The organism is Devosia sp. SD17-2 (assembly GCF_029201565.1).
Classification (GTDB): domain Bacteria; phylum Pseudomonadota; class Alphaproteobacteria; order Rhizobiales; family Devosiaceae; genus Devosia.
This window is the reverse complement of sequence record NZ_CP104002.1, coordinates 3,097,887-3,115,326: the sequence shown is the minus strand read 5'-3', so window position 1 is coordinate 3,115,326 and position 17,440 is coordinate 3,097,887. Positions and strand designations below refer to the sequence as shown.

The following is a 17,440-nucleotide window of genomic DNA, read 5'->3' as shown; positions in this document are numbered from 1 at the left end:
CTTAACCCGTGAAAGACTCGTTGGCAGACTGCAGCTTGTCAAGCGCGTCCTTCGGGGAGATTCGTCCGGCTGGCGCCGCATGCGGGGAGATAGGGACATATTTGGACTAGGACGGGGGCTCTCAATCCCCCTTAGCACGCCAAATCCCCTGCCGAAGGAGCCCGAGACGCTCATAACCGACGAGGCCGGGCTAAGCGCCAATGCCCTTGCCGATTTGCGCGCCGAACCGCTCGTGTCGCAGGGGGATATCGTCAAACAAGGCACGCCGGTGCTGCGCGACCGCCGCCATCCTGAATATGTCATCACCGCGCCCATGGCCGGCCGCGTCACCGCGCTCGAGATCGGCGCCGGGCGGCGGCTGAGCAGCATGGTGTTTGCGGCCGAGACGCGCCAGCAACAGCATCGCTATGATGCGCGCGCCGCCGGTGAAGAGATTGCCGGCAAGACTGGCGGTGCTGCATTGCGTGCGCTCTTGCAGGAGACAGGCCTGTGGCGGCGGTTCAACGTCCGCCCCTTCGGTCGCATTCCCAAGGGTGACGCCACGCTGGCGGCCATCTTCGTCATGGCGGTGGATACCCGGCCCCTCGCAGCCAGCCCCCGTATTGCGCTTGACGAGGGCAGCGCAGCAGCGCTTCAACGTGGGATTGCGGCCTTGGGCACACTTTGCGCGGGACCTGTCTTTTTCTGCCAGGATCGCGGGCCGGACATCGTCCAGGAGATGGACCGTCTGCACATCATTCGCGTCGGCGACCTGCACCCGGCGGGCCTGGCTGGCCACCGAGTTCTCGACCGGTTTCCCGCCCGGCTTGACCGCCAGGTATGGGACATAGGCGTCGACGATGTCGTCGCCATCGGGGAGTTGCTGGAAGAGGGCACTCTGCCGACTACCCGACTGGTGGCGGTTGTGGGGCCCGGGCTGCGCGCCAGCCGGCTGGTCCGCTGCCAGCCTGGCGCTGACCTGAGCGAGATCTGCTACCGATCGCTGAAGCCCGGACCAACGGTCATCCTTTCCGGTTCGGTGCTGGACGGTGCCCAGGCTCGCTGGCTGGGGGAGAAGGACCGTCAGGTGACGGTATTGCCGCGCTCGGACACGAAGCCGCAGAGGCACTGGCTGGATGCCGCGCTACGCCGCGCTTCTCGTCCCGAACCGATCATTGCTACCGCGGCGGTCGAAGAGGCCTTGGGCGGTTTCATGCCCGGCATGGCATTGCTGCGGGCCCTGTCGGTCGGGGATGATGAGGCCGCCGCTGAACTCGGCGCCCTATCGCTGGTCGAGGCGGATTTGGCCATGGTGGACTATGTCACCGCCGCCTCCCCGCGGTTTTCCGACCTGCTTCGCGCCGCGCTTGACCGCATGGAGGCAAATACATGATGCGAGGCATCTGGGATCGCGAGACCGTGGCGGTGATCATTCTGGCAGCGGCCATCCCCGTGGCGGTCACCTGGATCTGGCAGGAAGGCTCGGCCGGTGCCACACGACTGCTGTTCGCCATTGTCGTCGGCGGGGTATGGCAGGCCATATTCACAATGCTGCGGGCACAGCCGCCCAGCGCTTCGGGTATCGTCTCGGCGCTGCTCATCGCCATGCTGGCGCCCGAAGTCGGACCGTTCCAGTTCGTTCTGGGGGTCAGTTTCGGCTTCGTTTTCGGCGAACTGGTTTTCGGCGGCTGGGGTCGCAGCGTGCTGAGCCCTGCCGTGGTTGCCGTCGTGTTTCTCGGCTTCGGCTTCCCGCTGGCCGCCTGGCCGCCACTTGCGGTTCCGCTGGGTTGGGCGACCATACCGGCGGCGCTGCTGCTGCTCGCACTGGGTATCCTGCCCTGGCGGGTGCTGGTCGGCGCCCTGGTCGTGCTGGTTGTCGGCGGCGGATTCAGCCTTGATCTGCTAACGAGCGCGGTGGCCGTTGTCCTAGTCCTACTGGTCTGCGATCCCGCGACCTGCGCGTCTACCGCATCGGGCCGCTGGCTCAATGGCGCCCTGTTCGGCGCGCTCATCGTGCTTTTTTCCGCGATCTGGGCGACCGCCCCAGTCCAGACCGCCGTCTCGGCGGCGCTGCTGACGGCGCTCACCACACCCCTACTGGACGAGATCACCATCGCCATGTGGCGGGCGCTTCGGAGACATCGGCATGGCTGACCTGAACCCTTTTCGGCTTTGGCGCGGGCTTCTGGCACTGCCCAATGAGAGCCGCCCCAAGACCATTGCAATAGCCTTCCTAGTTTCGGCGATCTGTGCGGTGCTGGTCACGGGCGCAACCGTGATGCTGCGGCCGATACAGGCGCAGAACCGCGCCGTGGAACAGCAGGCCCGCCTCGAAGCCCTGCTGGCCGAAATACCCGGACTGACCCAGATTCTGGCCCAGTCCGATGACATGACGCTTTCGACCGTGGTGGTGGATCTGCTCCGGGCCGAAGCGGCGCAGGACATAACGCCCGAAACCCTGCCGGCCGCCCTAGCGGACACGGCGAGCTGGACACAGCTTTCCCCCCAGCAAGACATCGCCAATCTGGGAAGCAGAGCCAATCTAAAGCAGATCTACCTGCTGCGCGGCCCCGACGAGCAGGTCAAAGTCGTCATCCTGCCGGTGAGCGGCACCGGTTATGGCGGCCCGATCGAAGCCATGGTTGCCGTGGCCGATAACATGAACACGGTGGCGGGTCTTACCGTCCTCTCGCATGGGGAGACGCCGGGCCTGGGCGCGCGGATCACGGAGCCGGCTTGGCGGCAGCAGTTTTCCGGCAAGCGCATAGCCGATGACACCGGGGCGGTGCGCCTGACCGTCGCGCGGGGTGGCGGCAGCAGCGAGTTCGAGGTCGATGCCATTACCGGGGCGACGCGTACCAGCACTGCCATGGCCAAGATGCTGCAATTCTGGCTGGGGCCGCAGGGCTACGGCCCCCTGCTCCAGGCGATCCGGCGGGGAGAGTTCTGATGGCCGGCTGGACGACAGTCACCGACCCCATCCTCCGCCAGAACCCCGTGACCTTGCAGATCCTGGGCATCTGCTCGGCTTTGGCGGTGACCACGACCCTGGCCGCCGCCCTGACCATGGGCGCGGCATTGACCCTGGTCGTCGTCACTGCGGGCGCGATCATCAGCATGATCCGCGCGCACCTGCCTTCCTCGATCCGGCTGATCGTGCAAATCATCATCGTGGCTTCGCTGGTGATCGTGATCGATCAGTTCCTGCAGGCGTTCTTCTATGAGATGAGCCAGCGCCTGTCGGTCTTTGTCAGCCTGATCGCGACCAACTGCGTCGTGCTGGGCCGCACCGAATCCTTTGCCCTGCACAATCGGCCGCTTCCGGCGATGGCCGATGGCCTTGGCAATGGGCTGGGCTATTCGTTGGTGCTGGCGATTGTCGGCAGCGTGCGGGAACTGTTCGGCCAGGGCACGCTGCTGGGCTATGCGATCCTGCCGACTGTGGAACAGGGCGGCTGGTACGAACCGCTCAGCCTGATGCTGCTGGCGCCCAGCGCCTTTTTCCTCCTCAGCGGACTGGTCTGGGCCATCAGAAGCTGGCGCCGGGAGCAGATCGAGACGCCTGAATATAGCCTGGCACCGACACGGGATGCCGGCACATGACCGATCTCGCCGGCCTCTTCATCCGCTCAGCCTTCGTCGAGAACATGCCGTTGACGCTGTTTCTGGGGCTGTGCACCTTCCTCGCCCTGTCGCGGCGGCCGGGCACGGCGGTGGGACTGGGCGTTGCAGTCATCGTGGTGATGGGTGTCACGGTGCCGGTCAATCACCTGCTCTACCAGTTCGTACTGGCGCCGGGCGCCTGGACTTGGGCCGGCCTGCCCGATCTCGACCTAAGCTATCTGCGGCTGCTGACCTTTATCGGGGTGATCGCTGCGGCGGTGCAGCTGGTGGAAATGGTGATGGATCGTTATCTGCCCGCGCTCTTCAACACGTTCGGCGTGTTTCTCTCGCTGCTTGCGGTGCACTGCGCCATTCTCGGGGGGAGCCTGTTCATGGCGGATCGGCGTTATGACCTGGCCGAGAGCACGGTGTTCGGACTGGGTTCGGGCACCGGCTTCGCCTTGGCGGTCATCATGCTCTCGGCAATCCGGCGCCGGCTCGCCTATGCCGACCTGCCCGGCGGATTGCAGGGGCTGGGGATCGCCTTCCTCATTACCGGCATGATGTCGCTGGGCTTTTCCACTTTCGCCCAGGTGGCATTGCCATGATCGAGATCGCCCTGGGCAGCGCCCTCATCATTGGCCTGATCCTGGCCCTGGCGCTCGGCCTGCTTGCCGCCCGCTCTCGACTGGTGCCCGACGTGGCGCTGTCGGTGACCGTCAATGGCGGACAGGTGATTGCCGCCAAGCGTGGCGCCAAACTGCTCGAAGTCCTGCAGGGCGCCGATATTCCCGTTCCCGCAGCCTGCGGCGGGAGTGGCACATGCGGCCAATGCCGGGTTACCGCCACCGGGCCTGGGGCGGGGGAATTGCGGGCGACCGAGCGCGGGTTGCTTTCGGCCAGCGAACGGCGCGCCGATGTGCGCCTCGCCTGCCAGCTCAACCTGCGTGGCTCGGTCGAGGTTACCGTGGCGCCGGAGATCCTTTCCGCGGGGGCCTTTACCTGCACCGTCGCGAGCAACCGCATGCTGGCGCCGCTGATCCGCGAACTGGTGCTCGACCTGCCGGCCGGGCAGGATATCAATTTCCGCGCCGGCGGCTTCATGATGCTGACGGCACCGCCTTACGAGCGAGACTTCGCCCATCTCGAAATCGACGCCGAGCATGAACTTACCTGGTCGGTCGCCGGCTGGGAGGCGCTGCGCTCGCAAGTGTCGGAACGCACCAGCCGGGCCTATTCGCTGGCCAGCCGACCCCAGGACCGCGGGCAGCTTGTCTTTAATATCCGGTTGGCCGTGCCTCCAGCGGGGCAGGAAACCGAGATCCCGCCGGGAATTGTTTCGTCCTATCTGTTCGGCCTGACGCGGGGCGACACGATTGAAGTCTCCGGGCCGTTCGGCGACTTCCATGTCCAGCCGAGCGAACGCCACATGATCTTTGTCGGGGGCGGCGTCGGCATGGCCCCATTGCGGGCCATGATCCACGAGCAACTCGGGCTGGGCACCAGCCGAGCCATGTCCTACTTCTACGGTGCCCGCGCCCGCAACGATCTATTCTATCTCGACGAATTCGAGCATCTGGCGACGCGGCACCCGAGCTTCGACTGGACCGTAGCGCTGTCCGATCCGGCCCCGGGGGACCGCTGGCATGGACCAACCGGCTTCATCCACCAGGTGTTGCGCGATGCGCTGCTCAAGCATCCGGCTCCCGAGGATTGCGAATACTACCTCTGCGGCCCGCCGGTCATGATTTCTGCGGTTCTGGCCACGCTCGACGAGCTCGGCGTTGAAGCGCATTCAATATTCAACGACGATTTCGGGAGCTAGGACATGCGGACGCGCAATCCCAACCGCCGCCTGGTTGTAACCATGGGACTTTCCGCGCTGGCCATGCCGGCACTTGCCCGCACACCGGCATCGACGCAGACTGTGACAGGGCCGGCATTCGGCACCCAGTGGCGGGTCGTGCTGCGCGCGGGGGCTGACCCGATCCGATTGCGAGAGATGATCGAAAGGCTGCTGGCCAGGATCGACATGCAGTTGTCGCCTTGGCAGGCCGAAAGCACTATCGGCCGCTTCAACCGGCTGCAAAGCACGGACTGGTACCGCGCCGACGAGGCGGTGGTGACAGTCGCTAAGGCGGCGCTTGCCGTGCGCAGCGCCAGCGGCGGCTGCTTTGATCCTGCGGTTGGCCCACTGGTCAATCAATGGGGCTTTGGGCCGATCACGGGCGAACTGGGCGCGGATCGGGGTTTCGAGTTGGGCGAGGCGGCCTTGCGCAAGCATGATGGCGAACTGACGCTTGACCTGTGCGGGATCGCCAAGGGCTATGCGCTCGATCGGCTGGTCAGCCTGCTGATGGACGAGGGAGAAGAGGATTTCGTGGCCGACCTGGGCGGCGAGATCGCCCTGCGCGGCAGTCATCCCAGCGGGCGAGGCTGGCAGGTGGCCATTGAAGACCCGCGCCCGGACGAGAGCGGCGCAGCCGAAATTGTCGCTCTCGGCAACCGGGCTATCGCCACTTCAGGCGACAAGATCAACGCCTTCAATCTCGGTGCACGTCGCTTCAGCCACATTATTGATCCCGCCACGGGCGAGCCGGTCGCGACAACCATTGCCTCGGTCTCCGTCATTGCCGACGAGGCGATGATCGCTGATGGTTGGGCCACCGCGCTGATGGCTGCCGGCGAGCGGGGCCCGGCCTTGGCTGAGCAAAACAGCCTCGATGCGCTGTTCGTATTCCGCGATGGGCTGGGTGGCCTTGAGCGCATTTCCACCCATTGCTTTGCCGCGCACATCGCCTGAGGGAGTAACGAATGGAGATGCTTTTCGCGCTCGTCATCGTGCTCCTGGTGGCGCTCTGCCTTGGTCTCGGCCTTTTGCTGCGCGGGCGTCCACTGCAATCATCCTGTGGCGGCATGAGTTGCCTGCCTGACTCGGCGCGCTGTGTGGGTTGCCCGAGCAAGGGCCGAGGAGCACCAACGGAATGAGTGAAGCCATTGCCGGGATCATGCGCACCCAATACCTCACCTTGGAGGCCGATACGCCGATACGACAGGCCGCGGGACTGCTGCATGCCAATGGCGAGGAGGCGGCGCCTGTTGTGGATGCCGCAGGCGCGTTACTGGGAATTCTGACCCAGAAGGACTGCTTTCGCCCGGCCATGATGGCCAGCTATTACCAACAGTGGCGCGGAACCGTGGGGGAGCAGATGAGCCACCCCGTTCGCACCATCGATGCAACGAGTGACATCGTTGCCGCAGCGGAAATGTTCGCTTCCGAGCCGTACCGGTCCTTTCCGGTGCTCCGGTTAGGACAGCTCGTTGGCATGCTCCGCCGCGACGATGTCTTGGGGCGGCTGCTGGAACTCGGTTAGGAACTTCGGCACGAACGCGTCGGAGACACAGTGGAATATCCAGCTACGCTGATGTCTTGCGTCGAAGTTGGCAGATGAGTTTTACGCCAGCAGGTCTGACGAACGACCGGCCGCGGCAAACATAGGTCTCGGCCATACCATCAAAGGCGTCCCAGTCTATGGCGGCGGCATTGCCATCGCTGGCGCGCCCCTTTGGTCGAGCTTTCCGTAAGGGAAGCATGTGCGCGCTAGGGGCCGATGAGAGGGAGGGGATCGTGGATATTCTCGGTGTCCTGGCTGGGGGAGATCGGCGGTCAATTGGTCGCGTCCCCGAAATCGTCAGCTTCGTGCTTCGGAATCCGGAGCATCTCCCTGTATTAATTGAGGGTATGGAGGTTGATGAGTAAGCCTCCGGTGAAGGCCGCCTTGCGATAATGGTGCCTGGTGCTGATGCTGCGCTCATAAGGACGCACATAAGAGCGCAGCATAATGCATATGACGGTTATTTCGGGCCCTGAGCGCCGGCGACGCTGGAGCGCGGCGGAGCGAGAAGAGATCGTGCTAGCCTCGTTCGCGCCAGGCGCGGTGATTGCCGAGGTCGCGCGGCAGTTCGATGTATCGACCAGTCTGATCTACAATTGGCGCCGCGACGCTCAGCAGCCCGAGGCGATGTTTGTGCCCGCCGTCATGGCCGAGGACGAAGCTCCTGTGGTGCCGGAGGTGCTCGGGGATGGCCTTGCAAATAGTCCGGCGATCCGTCTCGATCTGGCTGGAGGGACGACGGTGAGCATTGCCGCGACGGCGCCCGCTCGGTTGATCCTGACGGTGCTGCGGGCACTGCGATGATCCCGGTTCGCTCCAATGTCCGCGTATGGCTGGCCAGCGGCCATACCGATATGCGCAAGGGGATGGGCGGGTTGGCGCGCCTGATCCAGGAAGGGCTGGGGCGGGACCCGTTTGCCGGGGACGTATTCGTGTTTCGAGGCCGCAGCGGCTCGCTGATCAAGGCGCTCTGGCACGACGGTGTGGGTCTGTCGCTCTATGCCAAGCGCCTTGAGCGGGGTCGCTTCATCTGGCCGTCCACCGTCGACGGCGTGGTTCATCTGAGTGGCGGGCAGATGGGCTATTTGCTCGAAGGCATCGACTGGCGCAACCCGCAGCAGAGCTGGCGCCCGACGCGGGCCGGATAGGGTACATTTTCTTCGGCAATGGCAGCATTTTTGGCTTCACGCCAGGCGATAGCTATGATTCCATCATGGTCATGCAAGCCAGCGTTTCGCCCATGCCAGATGACGTGGAAGCCCTCAAGGCGGCGTTGGCGGCTTCGCGGATCGAAGTTGCAGAAGCCAAGGCCGAGGCAGCAACTGTCCGGGCTGAGCGGTCTGATGATCAGGCGCTGATCGCCCATCTCAAGCTGCAGATCGAGAAGCTCAAGCATCAGCTGTTCGGCAGCAAGTCCGAGCGCAGCCGGCGTTTGCTGGACCAGCTCGAGCTGCAGCTTGAGGAACTGGAAGCCACGGCTAGCCAGGATGAGGCAGTGGCCCAGATTGCGGCCCGCAAGGTCGCTGATGCACCCGGCTTTGAACGCCGCCGGCCATCACGCCAGCCCTTTCCCGAGCATCTGCCGCGCGAGCGTCGTGTCATTGCTGCGCCCTGCGCCTGTCCAGCCTGCGGCGGAACGCGGTTGAGCCGGATCGGTGAAGACGTCACCGAGACGCTCGAGGTGATCCCGCGACAGTGGAAGGTCATTCAGACGGTACGTGAGAAGGTCGCCTGCCGGGACTGCGAGAAGATCAGCCAGCCACCGGCGCCGTTCCATGTAGTGGCCCGCGGCTGGGCCGGTCCAGGCTTGCTGGCGATGATGCTGTTCGAGAAGTACGGGCAACATCAGCCCCTCAACCGGCAGGTCGAACGCTATGGCCGTGAAGGCGTGCCGTTGAGCCTGTCGACGCTGGCCGATCAGGTGGGTGCGGCTGCGGCCGTGCTCGAGCCCTTGCACCATCGGCTTGCCGCCCATGTCATGGCCGCCGAACGGCTGCACGGGGACGATACGACCGTGCCGGTCCTGGCCAGGGGCAAGACGTCAACGGGCAGGATCTGGACCTATGTCCGGGACGATCGACCCTTTGGTGGTCCGGCCCCGCCGGCGGCGCTGTTCTACTATTCGCCCAACCGCGCCGGTGAACATCCACGGCAGCACCTGGCCGACTGGTCCGGGATTCTGCAGGCCGATGCCTATGGCGGCTATGCCCGGCTCTATGATGCTGGCCGCCAAGCCGGCCCGATCACCGAAGCCGGATGCTGGAGCCATGCGCGCCGCGCCTTCTTCGTGCTGGCAGATATCGAGGCAAGCGCCCGCCGCAGGGCTGACGGCAAGAAGCCGGCGCCGATCTCGCCACTTGCGCTTGAGATCGTACAGCGCATGGATCGCCTGTTCGAGATTGAACGCGCCATCAGCGGCCAGTCATCACCCGAGCGGTTGACGATCAGGCGCGAGCTGAGCGCGCCATTGGTGGACGGACTCGAAGCCCTGATGCTCCAGCATCGCCCTGGACTGTCGCGGCACGACGATCTGGCCAAGGCCATGGACTATATGCTCAAGCGCTGGCCCGCATTCACCCGGTTCCTTCACGATGGCAGGGTCTGTCTGACCAACAATGCCGCCGAGCGGGCTCTGAGAGGCATCGCACTTGGGAGGAAGGCCTGGCTATTCGCCGGCTCCGACCGTGGCGGGCAGCGTGCCGCTGTCATGTACAGCCTCATCGTCACCGCCAAGCTCAACGATATTGACCCGCAGGCCTGGCTCGCCGACGTCTTGGCCCGCATCGCCGATCACCCCAGCCATCAGCTCGACGATCGGTTGCCATGGAACTGGGCGGCCCAGCATCAGATCAGGAAGACCGCATGATCAGCGATCGCATTGCCCGGCTCCACATCCAGCTCGACGATGTGGAGCCCTCCATCTGGCGGCGTGTCGAGGTGCCGCTCACCAGCAGCCTCAAGGCCGTTCACGACGTCATCCAGGCCGTCATGCTGTTTGAAGACTACCATCTCTTCCAGTTCGAGATCGGCGACCGCCGCTATGGCTATCCCGACCCAGAATGGGGTGACGAGATGCGCAACGCTCGTAACGCCCGGCTGGGTGCCATGCTCGCCCGCGGCGAGACCCGCTTCACCTACACTTATGACTTTGGCGACGACTGGCGCCATAGCGTCGTAGTCGAGGACGTTGTCGCTGCAGACCCGGTGGTTGATTATCCACGCTTCATCGAGGGCGCCCGTCGCGCCCCGCCCGAAGATGTTGGAGGCCTGCCCGGCTTTGAAGAGTTCCTCATGGTCATGGCCGATCCTGCCGATGAAGAGCATGAGACCACTATGACCTGGTATGGCCGCCCCTTCGAACCGGACGATATCGATGTGCCCACAATAACCCAGCGCCTCGGAAAGCTCGCCCGCAGGCGCGCGGTTGGAAAAGCCGCATTTGAGAAGTCGCGGAACCGCATCAACTAACCCGGGTCACCCAGAGTCCCATGACCACGCAGCTCAACAAGGAAAGCTCCGTCAAAACCATCGACCGTGTTGCGGTTGAACTTGGGGAGGACGTCGACCGGCTTTTTGAAATCGCCATCGAGATGGAGCCTGAAAACGGAACGCCAGGCCTAGAGGTCCCTTGCGCATCCGAGGGGAAGAGAATTTAGAAATTAAATTCACGTGAATTCATAGGATATAAACGCAAATCAGCCTATATTCACTCTTGGCAGGCAAGCGCCGGAATTGCCCCGAGTTGTCGAGAGACAGCAGCACTCTTTGCAGTGTGGATCAGGGGGCCGGGGGCCTGCCGCTCTCATTTGAACGATAAGGCGAAGTCCAATTGCTTTTGCGGCATCGGATTTTGCATCGCCAGGGGAGTGAGGGTTAATCCGCAGTTCAGCGCACATCCTTGGTCTTTTATGAAGCGCGATCTGATCGCCTCCGCGTAGCCTGTCTCACAGTGACCGTAAATGCCTGGCTCAAAAGCATTGAATGTGGCGCTCGTAACGACGTCTGCAAGCTGCAAGCCAGCGCGCTTTTCATGGTTTTCCACTCTGATGTCGTCTGGGTCAAAAACGCTCCAATCAATGGACCGAAGCGGCTGTTTTACTTCTTTTCCATCCCTCATCAGGCGCAGGTATTCGGCCATCACTTGGTAGTCTGTGCCAGTTCGCCGGGAGAATGTGATGGAAAGGCTCGCCTCTGCGTGGCCGGATCTAGTCGCGTGCCGTTTGCACGCAACGGTCAGGCGCTCGAGTAAGAAGCGGACAAGGTAGTTATATAGGTGCTGCGGCTGTTTGAATATTTCGTATTTGCCGCTGTGCCTGATGGTTCTCTTGTTGGATAAGACTACGCATGCGCCAAAAGGCTTTGATGCCAAATGGGTGCATGCAGCGATCTTTTGCTCGTGCTTGAGGTGCTGGAAGTGAATATCTCGCTTCGCCCTTTGAGGGAAAATTGCGCCGATCTCATCTCGCCATTTCGTAAGGTGAGCATCCTGTTCTGCAGTAAGGAACATTGCGCCTAGGCCGAACCACTGAGACGCCCCGCCCTGTCGCCCGTATTCCCTGATCTTCCCGAGCCCTTCGTCTCCGGCCTCATCGATATATGCAACGTACTTCAGGGGTAGGTCTCCTCATTTCCCTTGTTGGTCCAAACGCCTTACTCATGCCCCTCTGGCTGCTGCCTTTCCCCCTCTTTCAACCGACAGCCTCAACCACCGCTCGGCCTCAAATGCTGCTCGATCAGCTCCCTCGCCATATCCATGACTTCTCAATAACCGGCTCAAGCACGGAATACCCATGCCGACGCAACGCCTCATCTATATGGGCATGCTCTGCAGGATAGTGCTCTCGCACCTTGAGCAGGATGGCAACGACGGTGTTAAAAGCCGCCAAGGCATTTTCCCTGTCCCAGCCCATGTGGAAATCGCTGGCGTGGGATCGCAGGGCGCCAGCGCACTTCCGCACAAAACGAGCCGCTTCGCGTGGCGACATTCGATATAAGGCTGGCACGGGGTCCATCTCCGCTCCTGCGTCAATCCCTGGCGCCGTCACCGGCAGATGCTCTCACACGGCACGCCGTCGCTGTCCCCGTCGAGCCGCCCGCCCCATGAGCAATTATGGAGATACCATCGCGCCTCCTGACAAGAGCCGATGCGTCCGCATGTCTTCCTCGGCTGGCAGGAGTAGGACTGGGCGACGGTCAAGCCCGTCTCTTCAAGAACGGCGCGGCTGATGCGCTCTTCTCCGAATGCAGGAGCTGACAGCAGGAAAGTCGCCAGCAATATTCCAATATATTTCATGATGCTTCCCCCAACACTCGCAAGGTTGGCATCCGAAAGTTTTTCTGTCGAGTCTTGTGGTCAGCGGCACCACCATTCGTGACCATCCGGCCATCGCCGGGCAAGTCGCTCCGAAATCAGGATATCGCCAACGTCGACGCCGTCTATACGGATCGTTGCTAGCGTTCGTCCGTGCCGATCATTGCCGAAGGTCTCCAAAGTCCAATCGTTGGAATTGAGCAGTTCTCGTAGACGCGAGCTGGCCTGATGAGCCAGTTCCACCTCCGTGGCGCCACCGCAGATGGCCGTGCTCGGTTCAGGGGTGTCGAAGTCCAGCAGGCGGAGGTTCATCCCATTCAGCCAGAGCGTGTCGCCATCGACGATGCAGGTCTTGTCAGAGGTGTTCGGCTGCCCCGGCCGACACATTTCCAGGCCTCCAGCTTCCGCAGAGACAGGAGATGCAAAGAGTAAGGTTGCGAAGACCGAGAGAGTGATAGCGGCGTTTCTGATGGCTGGCAGGTTACTCTCCATCGTTGTGCGTGGGGAAGCGTACAAGGGCTGGCTGGAAGTCAGCAAGGGCGCTAAGGCTGTGATTGACGGGTAAAAGCCGCCACGAGCTTGCTAGGCGCCTCCTAAGGGCATTCCCAGCCCATGGGAGGAACGGCAATGGCGCGCCAATGTCGGTAGGCCCCATGCCGTTTGGCCTCTTGCTTGTGCCAACGCTCAGGCAGACCATGCAACGAGGTAGCGATCGAGCGGAAGGGAGAAGCATGTCCGATCCGAGAGATGCTGAGAGCGAGAAGCGGGCTTGGCCGGCGATCTGGCGCGGCTTGAAGTGCAAGTGCCCCAAATGCGGCAAGGGCTGGCTGTTCCACCACTATCTTGAACAAGTGGACCACTGCTCTGAGTGCGGAGAACCACTAGCTTACTACAAGGCTGGGCTCTTCCTGCCTTTCGTTGTGATCACGGTCGTGATTCACATTATCGCGGCAGTAATGCTGGACATAGAACTGCGGGGCGGAGCAAGCCCGATGGCCTATTTGTATACTCTCGTTCCTCTCTCCATCATCATGCCATTGGCCATCCTACCCTCCTCAAAGGGTGCAATCGTGGGCCTGATGTGGGCGAAGGGGTGGAGCGACGAACAGGATCGCTAGTTGCCGTCTAAATAAGCAGCCATAGGGCATAGGCTTTCATCCGGACTGCCGACCGTCGGGCAACTGATTGAGCATGACGCCTATGTCGCCGAAGCTTGGTCACTGAGGCATTCGGCGGGCATCTCTATGCGGAGTGGGAGGACTAGATCGGCTGATGCCGCGCCATGTGCCGACTCATGTGCCACGGCGCAGCCGTGTGCCTTTGTCCTTATGTGTATTCACAAGGACTTAGCTGCACGGCACACAATGGCACATAAAGGCATTGCCATGATGGCAACACATCACGCAACCTATTGATTTCATTTAGGAAATTTTTGGCTGGGGAACCTGGATTCGAACCAAGATCGACGGAGTCAGAGTCCGCTGTTCTACCATTGAACTATTCCCCAGCAGAGGCCTGCTGGCCGGGTGGCTGCACCGTGAAACGCGGTTCGCTGTGCAGCGCTGGGTCTGAATAGACAAAGGTTTCGGCGATTGCAAGTGCCCCTGTGGATAGTTGCACAATGAACGTGTGCATTGCGCCAAACCGAGCCTTGCTCTACCGTCGTTTTCGACAACGCAACACCAAAGCTGTCTCTGGGCGCGGCCGGCCGGTCCGACCTGCGACGGGGCAGCGCAAGGAGATCGAAGTGACCGATTCTATTCGGTCCGCCGCTGCGCCGGTCCCTCGGGCCGACACGGCGCTCCGCACCCCTTCCGATTCGCCTCGGAAGGGAAGGGCAGGGGCTGCGCCCCCGCCAGTGGCGGAGCTGCGGACGGGGCATTCTCCCCCTCCAAGACGCCAGCGCGGGCCGCTCTATGCGGCTCTGGACCTGGGAACGAATAACTGCCGCCTGTTGATTGCCCGCCCGCACGATCACGGTTTTCGCGTGCTGGATGGTTTTACGCGCATTGTGCGCCTGGGTGAGGGGGTCTCCGTCACCGGTCGTCTCGGTGACGCGGCCATGGAGCGCACCATGGATGCGCTGCGCCAGTGCCGCAACAAGCTGCGTGACCACCAGCCAACACGGATGCGCCTGATCGCGACGGAAGCCTGCCGCGCCGCTGAAAATGGCCCGGCCTTTCTCGAACGGGTCAAGAACGAGCTTGGAATCGAGCTGGAGATCGTCGATCGCCGCACCGAGGCCGAGCTTGCCGTTACTGGTTGTGCCGATCTGATCGACAGTTCTGCCCAGGGTGCGCTGATGTTCGACATCGGCGGTGGCTCGTCCGAACTGGCCTGGCTCGATTTTCGCGGTGGCCGTCCGCGCTCGCAGGGCCGCATGTCGGCGTCGATTCGCTCGTGGCAGTCTCTGCCGGTGGGCGTGGTTTCCATCGCCGAGCGTTTTGGCGGGGTGAATGTGACGCCCGAGATTTTCGAATCGATGGTGTCGTTTGTGTCGGACCATCTGCGCCAGTTCCGCGGGCGCGAGAAACTGCGCCAGATGATCAGCACGCACCCTGTGCACCTGATCGGCACATCGGGAACCGTGACGACGCTGGCCGGCTTGCATCTCGGGCTCGAACGCTACGAACGCCAGAAGGTCGACGGGCTGTGGATGCGTCGGGACCAGGTCGACGAGACCATGCGCATCCTGCTCAATATGCCCTTCGAGCGGCGTGTCGCCCATGCCTGCATTGGCAAGGACCGGGCCGATCTCGTGCTCCCGGGCTGTGCAATTTTTGAGGCCATTCGTCGCGAATGGCCAACCGAGCGCGTGCGCGTGGCCGATCGTGGGCTCAGGGAAGGCATTCTGATTTCCCTGATGGACGCAGATCGGGCCCATGCCCGCCCCTATCGCGCAAAGAAGAGGAATGGTCATGGTGGATAAGGCTCTCGGAACAGGCGGTCGCAAGTCCGACAAGGACCTGAAGATCCGCCTGAAGACCGCAAAGGGACGGACGACCTCGTCCACGAAATGGCTGCAGCGCCAGCTCAACGACCCTTATGTGGCGCGTGCGCGCGCCGAGGGCTATCGCTCGCGCGCGGCCTTCAAGATCAAGGAACTCGACGAAAAGCATAAGTTCTTCAAGAAGGGCATGCATGTCGTCGATCTTGGCGCAGCGCCAGGCGGATGGTCGCAGGTCGCGGCGCGGGCGGTGGGTTCCACCGCGGAAAATCCGTTGGTGGTCGGCATCGACTATCTGGAGATGGATCCCATCCCCGGCGTCATCCTGCTGCAAAAGGATTTTACCGACGAGGACGCGCCTGACGCTCTGATTGCCGCCATGGGGGGCCATAAGGCCGATGTGGTGATGAGCGACATGGCCTGGCCGACGACGGGCCACCGGCCCACCGACCATCTGCGCATCGTGCATCTGATCGAGATCGCGGCCGATTTTGCCATCCAGGTCCTAGCTCCGGGCGGCACCTTTGTTGCAAAGGTGTTCCAGGGCGGCACCGAGCATGAGCTGCTGCATATGCTCAAGCGCAATTTCAAGACCACTTTCCACGCCAAGCCGCCGTCCAGCCGCTCCGGCTCCGCCGAGGCATATCTGGTTGCGAAGGGTTTCAAGGGCTCGGACGCGGCCGAAGGCAAATTCACTCCTGAGGAGTGATTTTAGCGGCCGAGGCCATGAGAGCTACGCTCGAATGGCGGGGGGGGCCGGCCGACGGCCAAAACACTCCTGAAAAGTGATTCCGACGGGTTTGGTTTAGAGCGAACTCAATGCATGCGCGGGCCACCAAGCAATTGGTGGCCCGCATTTTTTGGCAGGCGCAGGAAAAGGAGCGTCGCCACGGCGCCGACGGTGGCCACAACGAAGAACGCCACGTGGAAATCGGCGAGGGCGAGTTCTTCTCCACCGCGCAGCCGGTGCGCCAGCTCGAGCGTGCCGCCACCCAGCGCCACGCCCATGGCAAAGGTGAGCTGGCCCCAGACCTGGCTCATCACATTGGCCTGTCCGGCGTCCTTGTCCTCGATGTCGGCAAAGGTGAACGCGTTGGAGCCGGTCCAGAAGGTCGACTGCCAGAAGCCGGTGAACAGCAGAATGCCCAGGATAAGGGGGATCGGCGTGTCGGGAGTGTAGAACCCCATCACCAGAATGCCCGCTGCGGACACCGCAGTGGAGATCACCAGCGGATACTTGAAACCCCAGCGCGCGAAGAACCAGTTGGCGATGAACTTGGCCACAAGCGCGCCCACCGCGCTGGCGAAGGTCACCATGCCGCTTTCGAATGGCGAGAGCCCGAAGGTGAGCTGGAGCATGAGCGGGAAAAGGAACGGAACCGCGCCCTGGCCCAGTCGGAAAAAGGTGCCGGCGAGCATGGTGATACGGAAACTGGTGACCTTCAGAAGACGCAGGTCGAGCAGCGGATATTCGGTCGACAGGGCGTGCCGCACGTAAAAATAGGCGAACCCGATCCCGAGCGAGGCGGCGATAATCCCATAGATCGGCGGCAGGGCCGGCAGGCTGATCACCGAGCAGCCGAAGGCAAAAAGCGCGAAGGCGAGGCCCGCCATGATAAAGCCTGGGCCGTCAATATTGCGCGGCCGGTTGCGCTGCTCGTTCGGCAGGGCAAAGCCGACCAGAACGATCCCCAGCACCCCGATCGGGATGTTGATGATGAAGATCCAGTGCCAGGAAAAATAGGTGGTGAGGAAGCCGCCGAAAGGCGGTCCGACGATTGGCCCGATGAGGCCGGGAATGGTGAGCCACGCCATGGCGTCGACCAGTTGGTGTCGCGGCGTCGCCCGCACCAGGACAAGCCTCGCCACTGGCCCCATCATGGCTCCGCCCATGCCCTGCAGGAACCGCGCGCCCACGAACTGAGCGAGTGAACTCGACATGGCGCAGCAGAGCGAGCCGATCATGAACACCAGCATGGCGATGCGAAACACGCGCCGTGCTCCGAAGCGGTCGGCCATCCAGCTCGAAATCGGGATGAAAATGGCGAGGGCGACGAGATAGGCCGTCAGCGCCAGCTTGAGCGAAATCGGGTCGGTGCCGATATCGCTGGCGATGGCTGCGAGCGAGGTGGCGATGACCGTCGAGTCCATGTTCTCCATGAACACGGCGGTGGCGAGAATGAGGGGTACTGAGCGGGACACGGC

General features: G+C 62.8%; 20 protein-coding genes and 1 tRNA gene. 16 read left to right on the top strand and 5 right to left on the bottom strand.

What is annotated here, in order from left to right; genetic code table 11:
- Positions 1 to 79: 79 nt before the first annotated feature.
- From NYQ88_RS15350 to NYQ88_RS15290, 13 genes are all read left to right on the top strand, one after another.
- Positions 80 to 1,372 carry a Na(+)-translocating NADH-quinone reductase subunit A gene (locus NYQ88_RS15350; RefSeq protein WP_275651986.1) on the top strand — a complete coding sequence of 431 codons (1,293 nt, stop codon included), beginning with the start codon at positions 80 to 82 and terminating at the stop codon, positions 1,370 to 1,372.
- A complete protein-coding gene (locus tag NYQ88_RS15345; protein WP_275651985.1) occupies positions 1,369 to 2,133 on the top strand; it encodes an RnfABCDGE type electron transport complex subunit D in 765 nt (254 codons plus the stop codon). The genes NYQ88_RS15350 and NYQ88_RS15345 overlap by 4 nt, the downstream gene beginning before the upstream one ends.
- Positions 2,126 to 2,929 (top strand): NADH:ubiquinone reductase (Na(+)-transporting) subunit C, encoded by an 804-nt coding sequence (gene nqrC, locus NYQ88_RS15340; protein WP_275651984.1) that lies wholly within the window; start codon positions 2,126 to 2,128, stop codon positions 2,927 to 2,929. Before NYQ88_RS15345 ends, nqrC begins: the two co-directional genes overlap by 8 nt.
- Positions 2,929 to 3,582 carry an NADH:ubiquinone reductase (Na(+)-transporting) subunit D gene (locus tag NYQ88_RS15335; protein WP_275651983.1) on the top strand — a complete coding sequence of 218 codons (654 nt, stop codon included), beginning with the start codon at positions 2,929 to 2,931 and terminating at the stop codon, positions 3,580 to 3,582. Before nqrC ends, NYQ88_RS15335 begins: the two co-directional genes overlap by 1 nt.
- The gene (gene nqrE / locus NYQ88_RS15330) at positions 3,579 to 4,190 is read left to right on the top strand and encodes an NADH:ubiquinone reductase (Na(+)-transporting) subunit E (RefSeq protein WP_275651982.1); all 612 of its coding nucleotides are present in this window, start codon (positions 3,579 to 3,581) and stop codon (positions 4,188 to 4,190) included. Before NYQ88_RS15335 ends, nqrE begins: the two co-directional genes overlap by 4 nt.
- Positions 4,187 to 5,407 carry an NADH:ubiquinone reductase (Na(+)-transporting) subunit F gene (gene nqrF / locus NYQ88_RS15325; RefSeq protein WP_275651981.1) on the top strand — a complete coding sequence of 407 codons (1,221 nt, stop codon included), beginning with the start codon at positions 4,187 to 4,189 and terminating at the stop codon, positions 5,405 to 5,407. The genes nqrE and nqrF overlap by 4 nt, the downstream gene beginning before the upstream one ends.
- Before the next feature lie 3 nt (positions 5,408 to 5,410).
- On the top strand, positions 5,411 to 6,385 hold the full coding sequence (locus NYQ88_RS15320) for an FAD:protein FMN transferase (protein WP_275651980.1): 975 nt from the start codon (positions 5,411 to 5,413) through the stop codon (positions 6,383 to 6,385).
- Positions 6,386 to 6,566: 181 nt separating this feature from the next.
- Positions 6,567 to 6,956 (top strand): CBS domain-containing protein, encoded by a 390-nt coding sequence (locus NYQ88_RS15315; RefSeq protein ID WP_169194804.1) that lies wholly within the window; start codon positions 6,567 to 6,569, stop codon positions 6,954 to 6,956.
- A 468-nt stretch (positions 6,957 to 7,424) separates the two neighbouring features.
- The gene (locus tag NYQ88_RS15310) at positions 7,425 to 7,781 is read left to right on the top strand and encodes a transposase (protein WP_275651979.1); all 357 of its coding nucleotides are present in this window, start codon (positions 7,425 to 7,427) and stop codon (positions 7,779 to 7,781) included.
- Positions 7,778 to 8,125 carry an IS66 family insertion sequence element accessory protein TnpB gene (gene tnpB, locus NYQ88_RS15305; protein WP_275651978.1) on the top strand — a complete coding sequence of 116 codons (348 nt, stop codon included), beginning with the start codon at positions 7,778 to 7,780 and terminating at the stop codon, positions 8,123 to 8,125. Before NYQ88_RS15310 ends, tnpB begins: the two co-directional genes overlap by 4 nt.
- A 71-nt stretch (positions 8,126 to 8,196) precedes the next feature.
- A complete protein-coding gene (locus NYQ88_RS15300) occupies positions 8,197 to 9,843 on the top strand; it encodes an IS66 family transposase (protein ID WP_275654933.1) in 1,647 nt (548 codons plus the stop codon).
- A complete protein-coding gene (locus NYQ88_RS15295) occupies positions 9,840 to 10,445 on the top strand; it encodes a plasmid pRiA4b ORF-3 family protein (RefSeq protein ID WP_275651977.1) in 606 nt (201 codons plus the stop codon). Before NYQ88_RS15300 ends, NYQ88_RS15295 begins: the two co-directional genes overlap by 4 nt.
- A 20-nt stretch (positions 10,446 to 10,465) precedes the next feature.
- Positions 10,466 to 10,633, top strand: a complete 168-nt coding sequence (locus NYQ88_RS15290) for a hypothetical protein (protein ID WP_275651976.1) — start codon at positions 10,466 to 10,468, stop codon at positions 10,631 to 10,633.
- Between the two features lie 146 nt (positions 10,634 to 10,779).
- Here NYQ88_RS15290 and NYQ88_RS15285 read toward each other — a convergent pair whose 3' ends face one another.
- The 3 genes from NYQ88_RS15285 to NYQ88_RS15275 all read right to left on the bottom strand — a co-directional run bounded on the left by NYQ88_RS15285 (position 10,780) and on the right by NYQ88_RS15275 (position 12,675).
- Positions 10,780 to 11,571 (bottom strand): DUF3800 domain-containing protein, encoded by a 792-nt coding sequence (locus NYQ88_RS15285; protein WP_275654932.1) that lies wholly within the window; start codon positions 11,569 to 11,571, stop codon positions 10,780 to 10,782.
- Positions 11,572 to 12,018: 447 nt separating this feature from the next.
- Positions 12,019 to 12,270, bottom strand: coding sequence for an excalibur calcium-binding domain-containing protein (locus tag NYQ88_RS15280; RefSeq protein WP_275651975.1), 252 nt, complete (start codon positions 12,268 to 12,270; stop codon positions 12,019 to 12,021).
- A 60-nt stretch (positions 12,271 to 12,330) separates the two neighbouring features.
- The gene (locus tag NYQ88_RS15275; protein ID WP_275651974.1) at positions 12,331 to 12,675 is read right to left on the bottom strand and encodes a thermonuclease family protein; all 345 of its coding nucleotides are present in this window, start codon (positions 12,673 to 12,675) and stop codon (positions 12,331 to 12,333) included.
- Positions 12,676 to 13,019: 344 nt separating this feature from the next.
- On the opposite strand from NYQ88_RS15275, the gene NYQ88_RS15270 reads away from it, so the two are divergent.
- Positions 13,020 to 13,406, top strand: coding sequence for a DUF983 domain-containing protein (locus NYQ88_RS15270; protein ID WP_275651973.1), 387 nt, complete (start codon positions 13,020 to 13,022; stop codon positions 13,404 to 13,406).
- A gap of 315 nt (positions 13,407 to 13,721) precedes the next feature.
- On the opposite strand, the gene NYQ88_RS15265 is transcribed toward NYQ88_RS15270, so the two are convergent.
- Positions 13,722 to 13,795, bottom strand: a tRNA-Gln gene (locus tag NYQ88_RS15265).
- A gap of 447 nt (positions 13,796 to 14,242) precedes the next feature.
- Here NYQ88_RS15265 and NYQ88_RS15260 point away from each other — a divergent pair.
- Positions 14,243 to 15,217 carry a Ppx/GppA phosphatase family protein gene (locus NYQ88_RS15260; RefSeq protein ID WP_345774593.1) on the top strand — a complete coding sequence of 325 codons (975 nt, stop codon included), beginning with the start codon at positions 14,243 to 14,245 and terminating at the stop codon, positions 15,215 to 15,217.
- Positions 15,207 to 15,944, top strand: coding sequence for an RlmE family RNA methyltransferase (locus tag NYQ88_RS15255; RefSeq protein WP_275651972.1), 738 nt, complete (start codon positions 15,207 to 15,209; stop codon positions 15,942 to 15,944). Before NYQ88_RS15260 ends, NYQ88_RS15255 begins: the two co-directional genes overlap by 11 nt.
- 107 nt (positions 15,945 to 16,051) lie before the next feature.
- Here NYQ88_RS15255 and NYQ88_RS15250 read toward each other — a convergent pair whose 3' ends face one another.
- Entirely contained in the window at positions 16,052 to 17,437 is a 1,386-nt protein-coding gene (locus NYQ88_RS15250) for an MDR family MFS transporter (RefSeq protein ID WP_275651971.1), read from the bottom strand.
- Positions 17,438 to 17,440 lie beyond the last annotated feature (3 nt).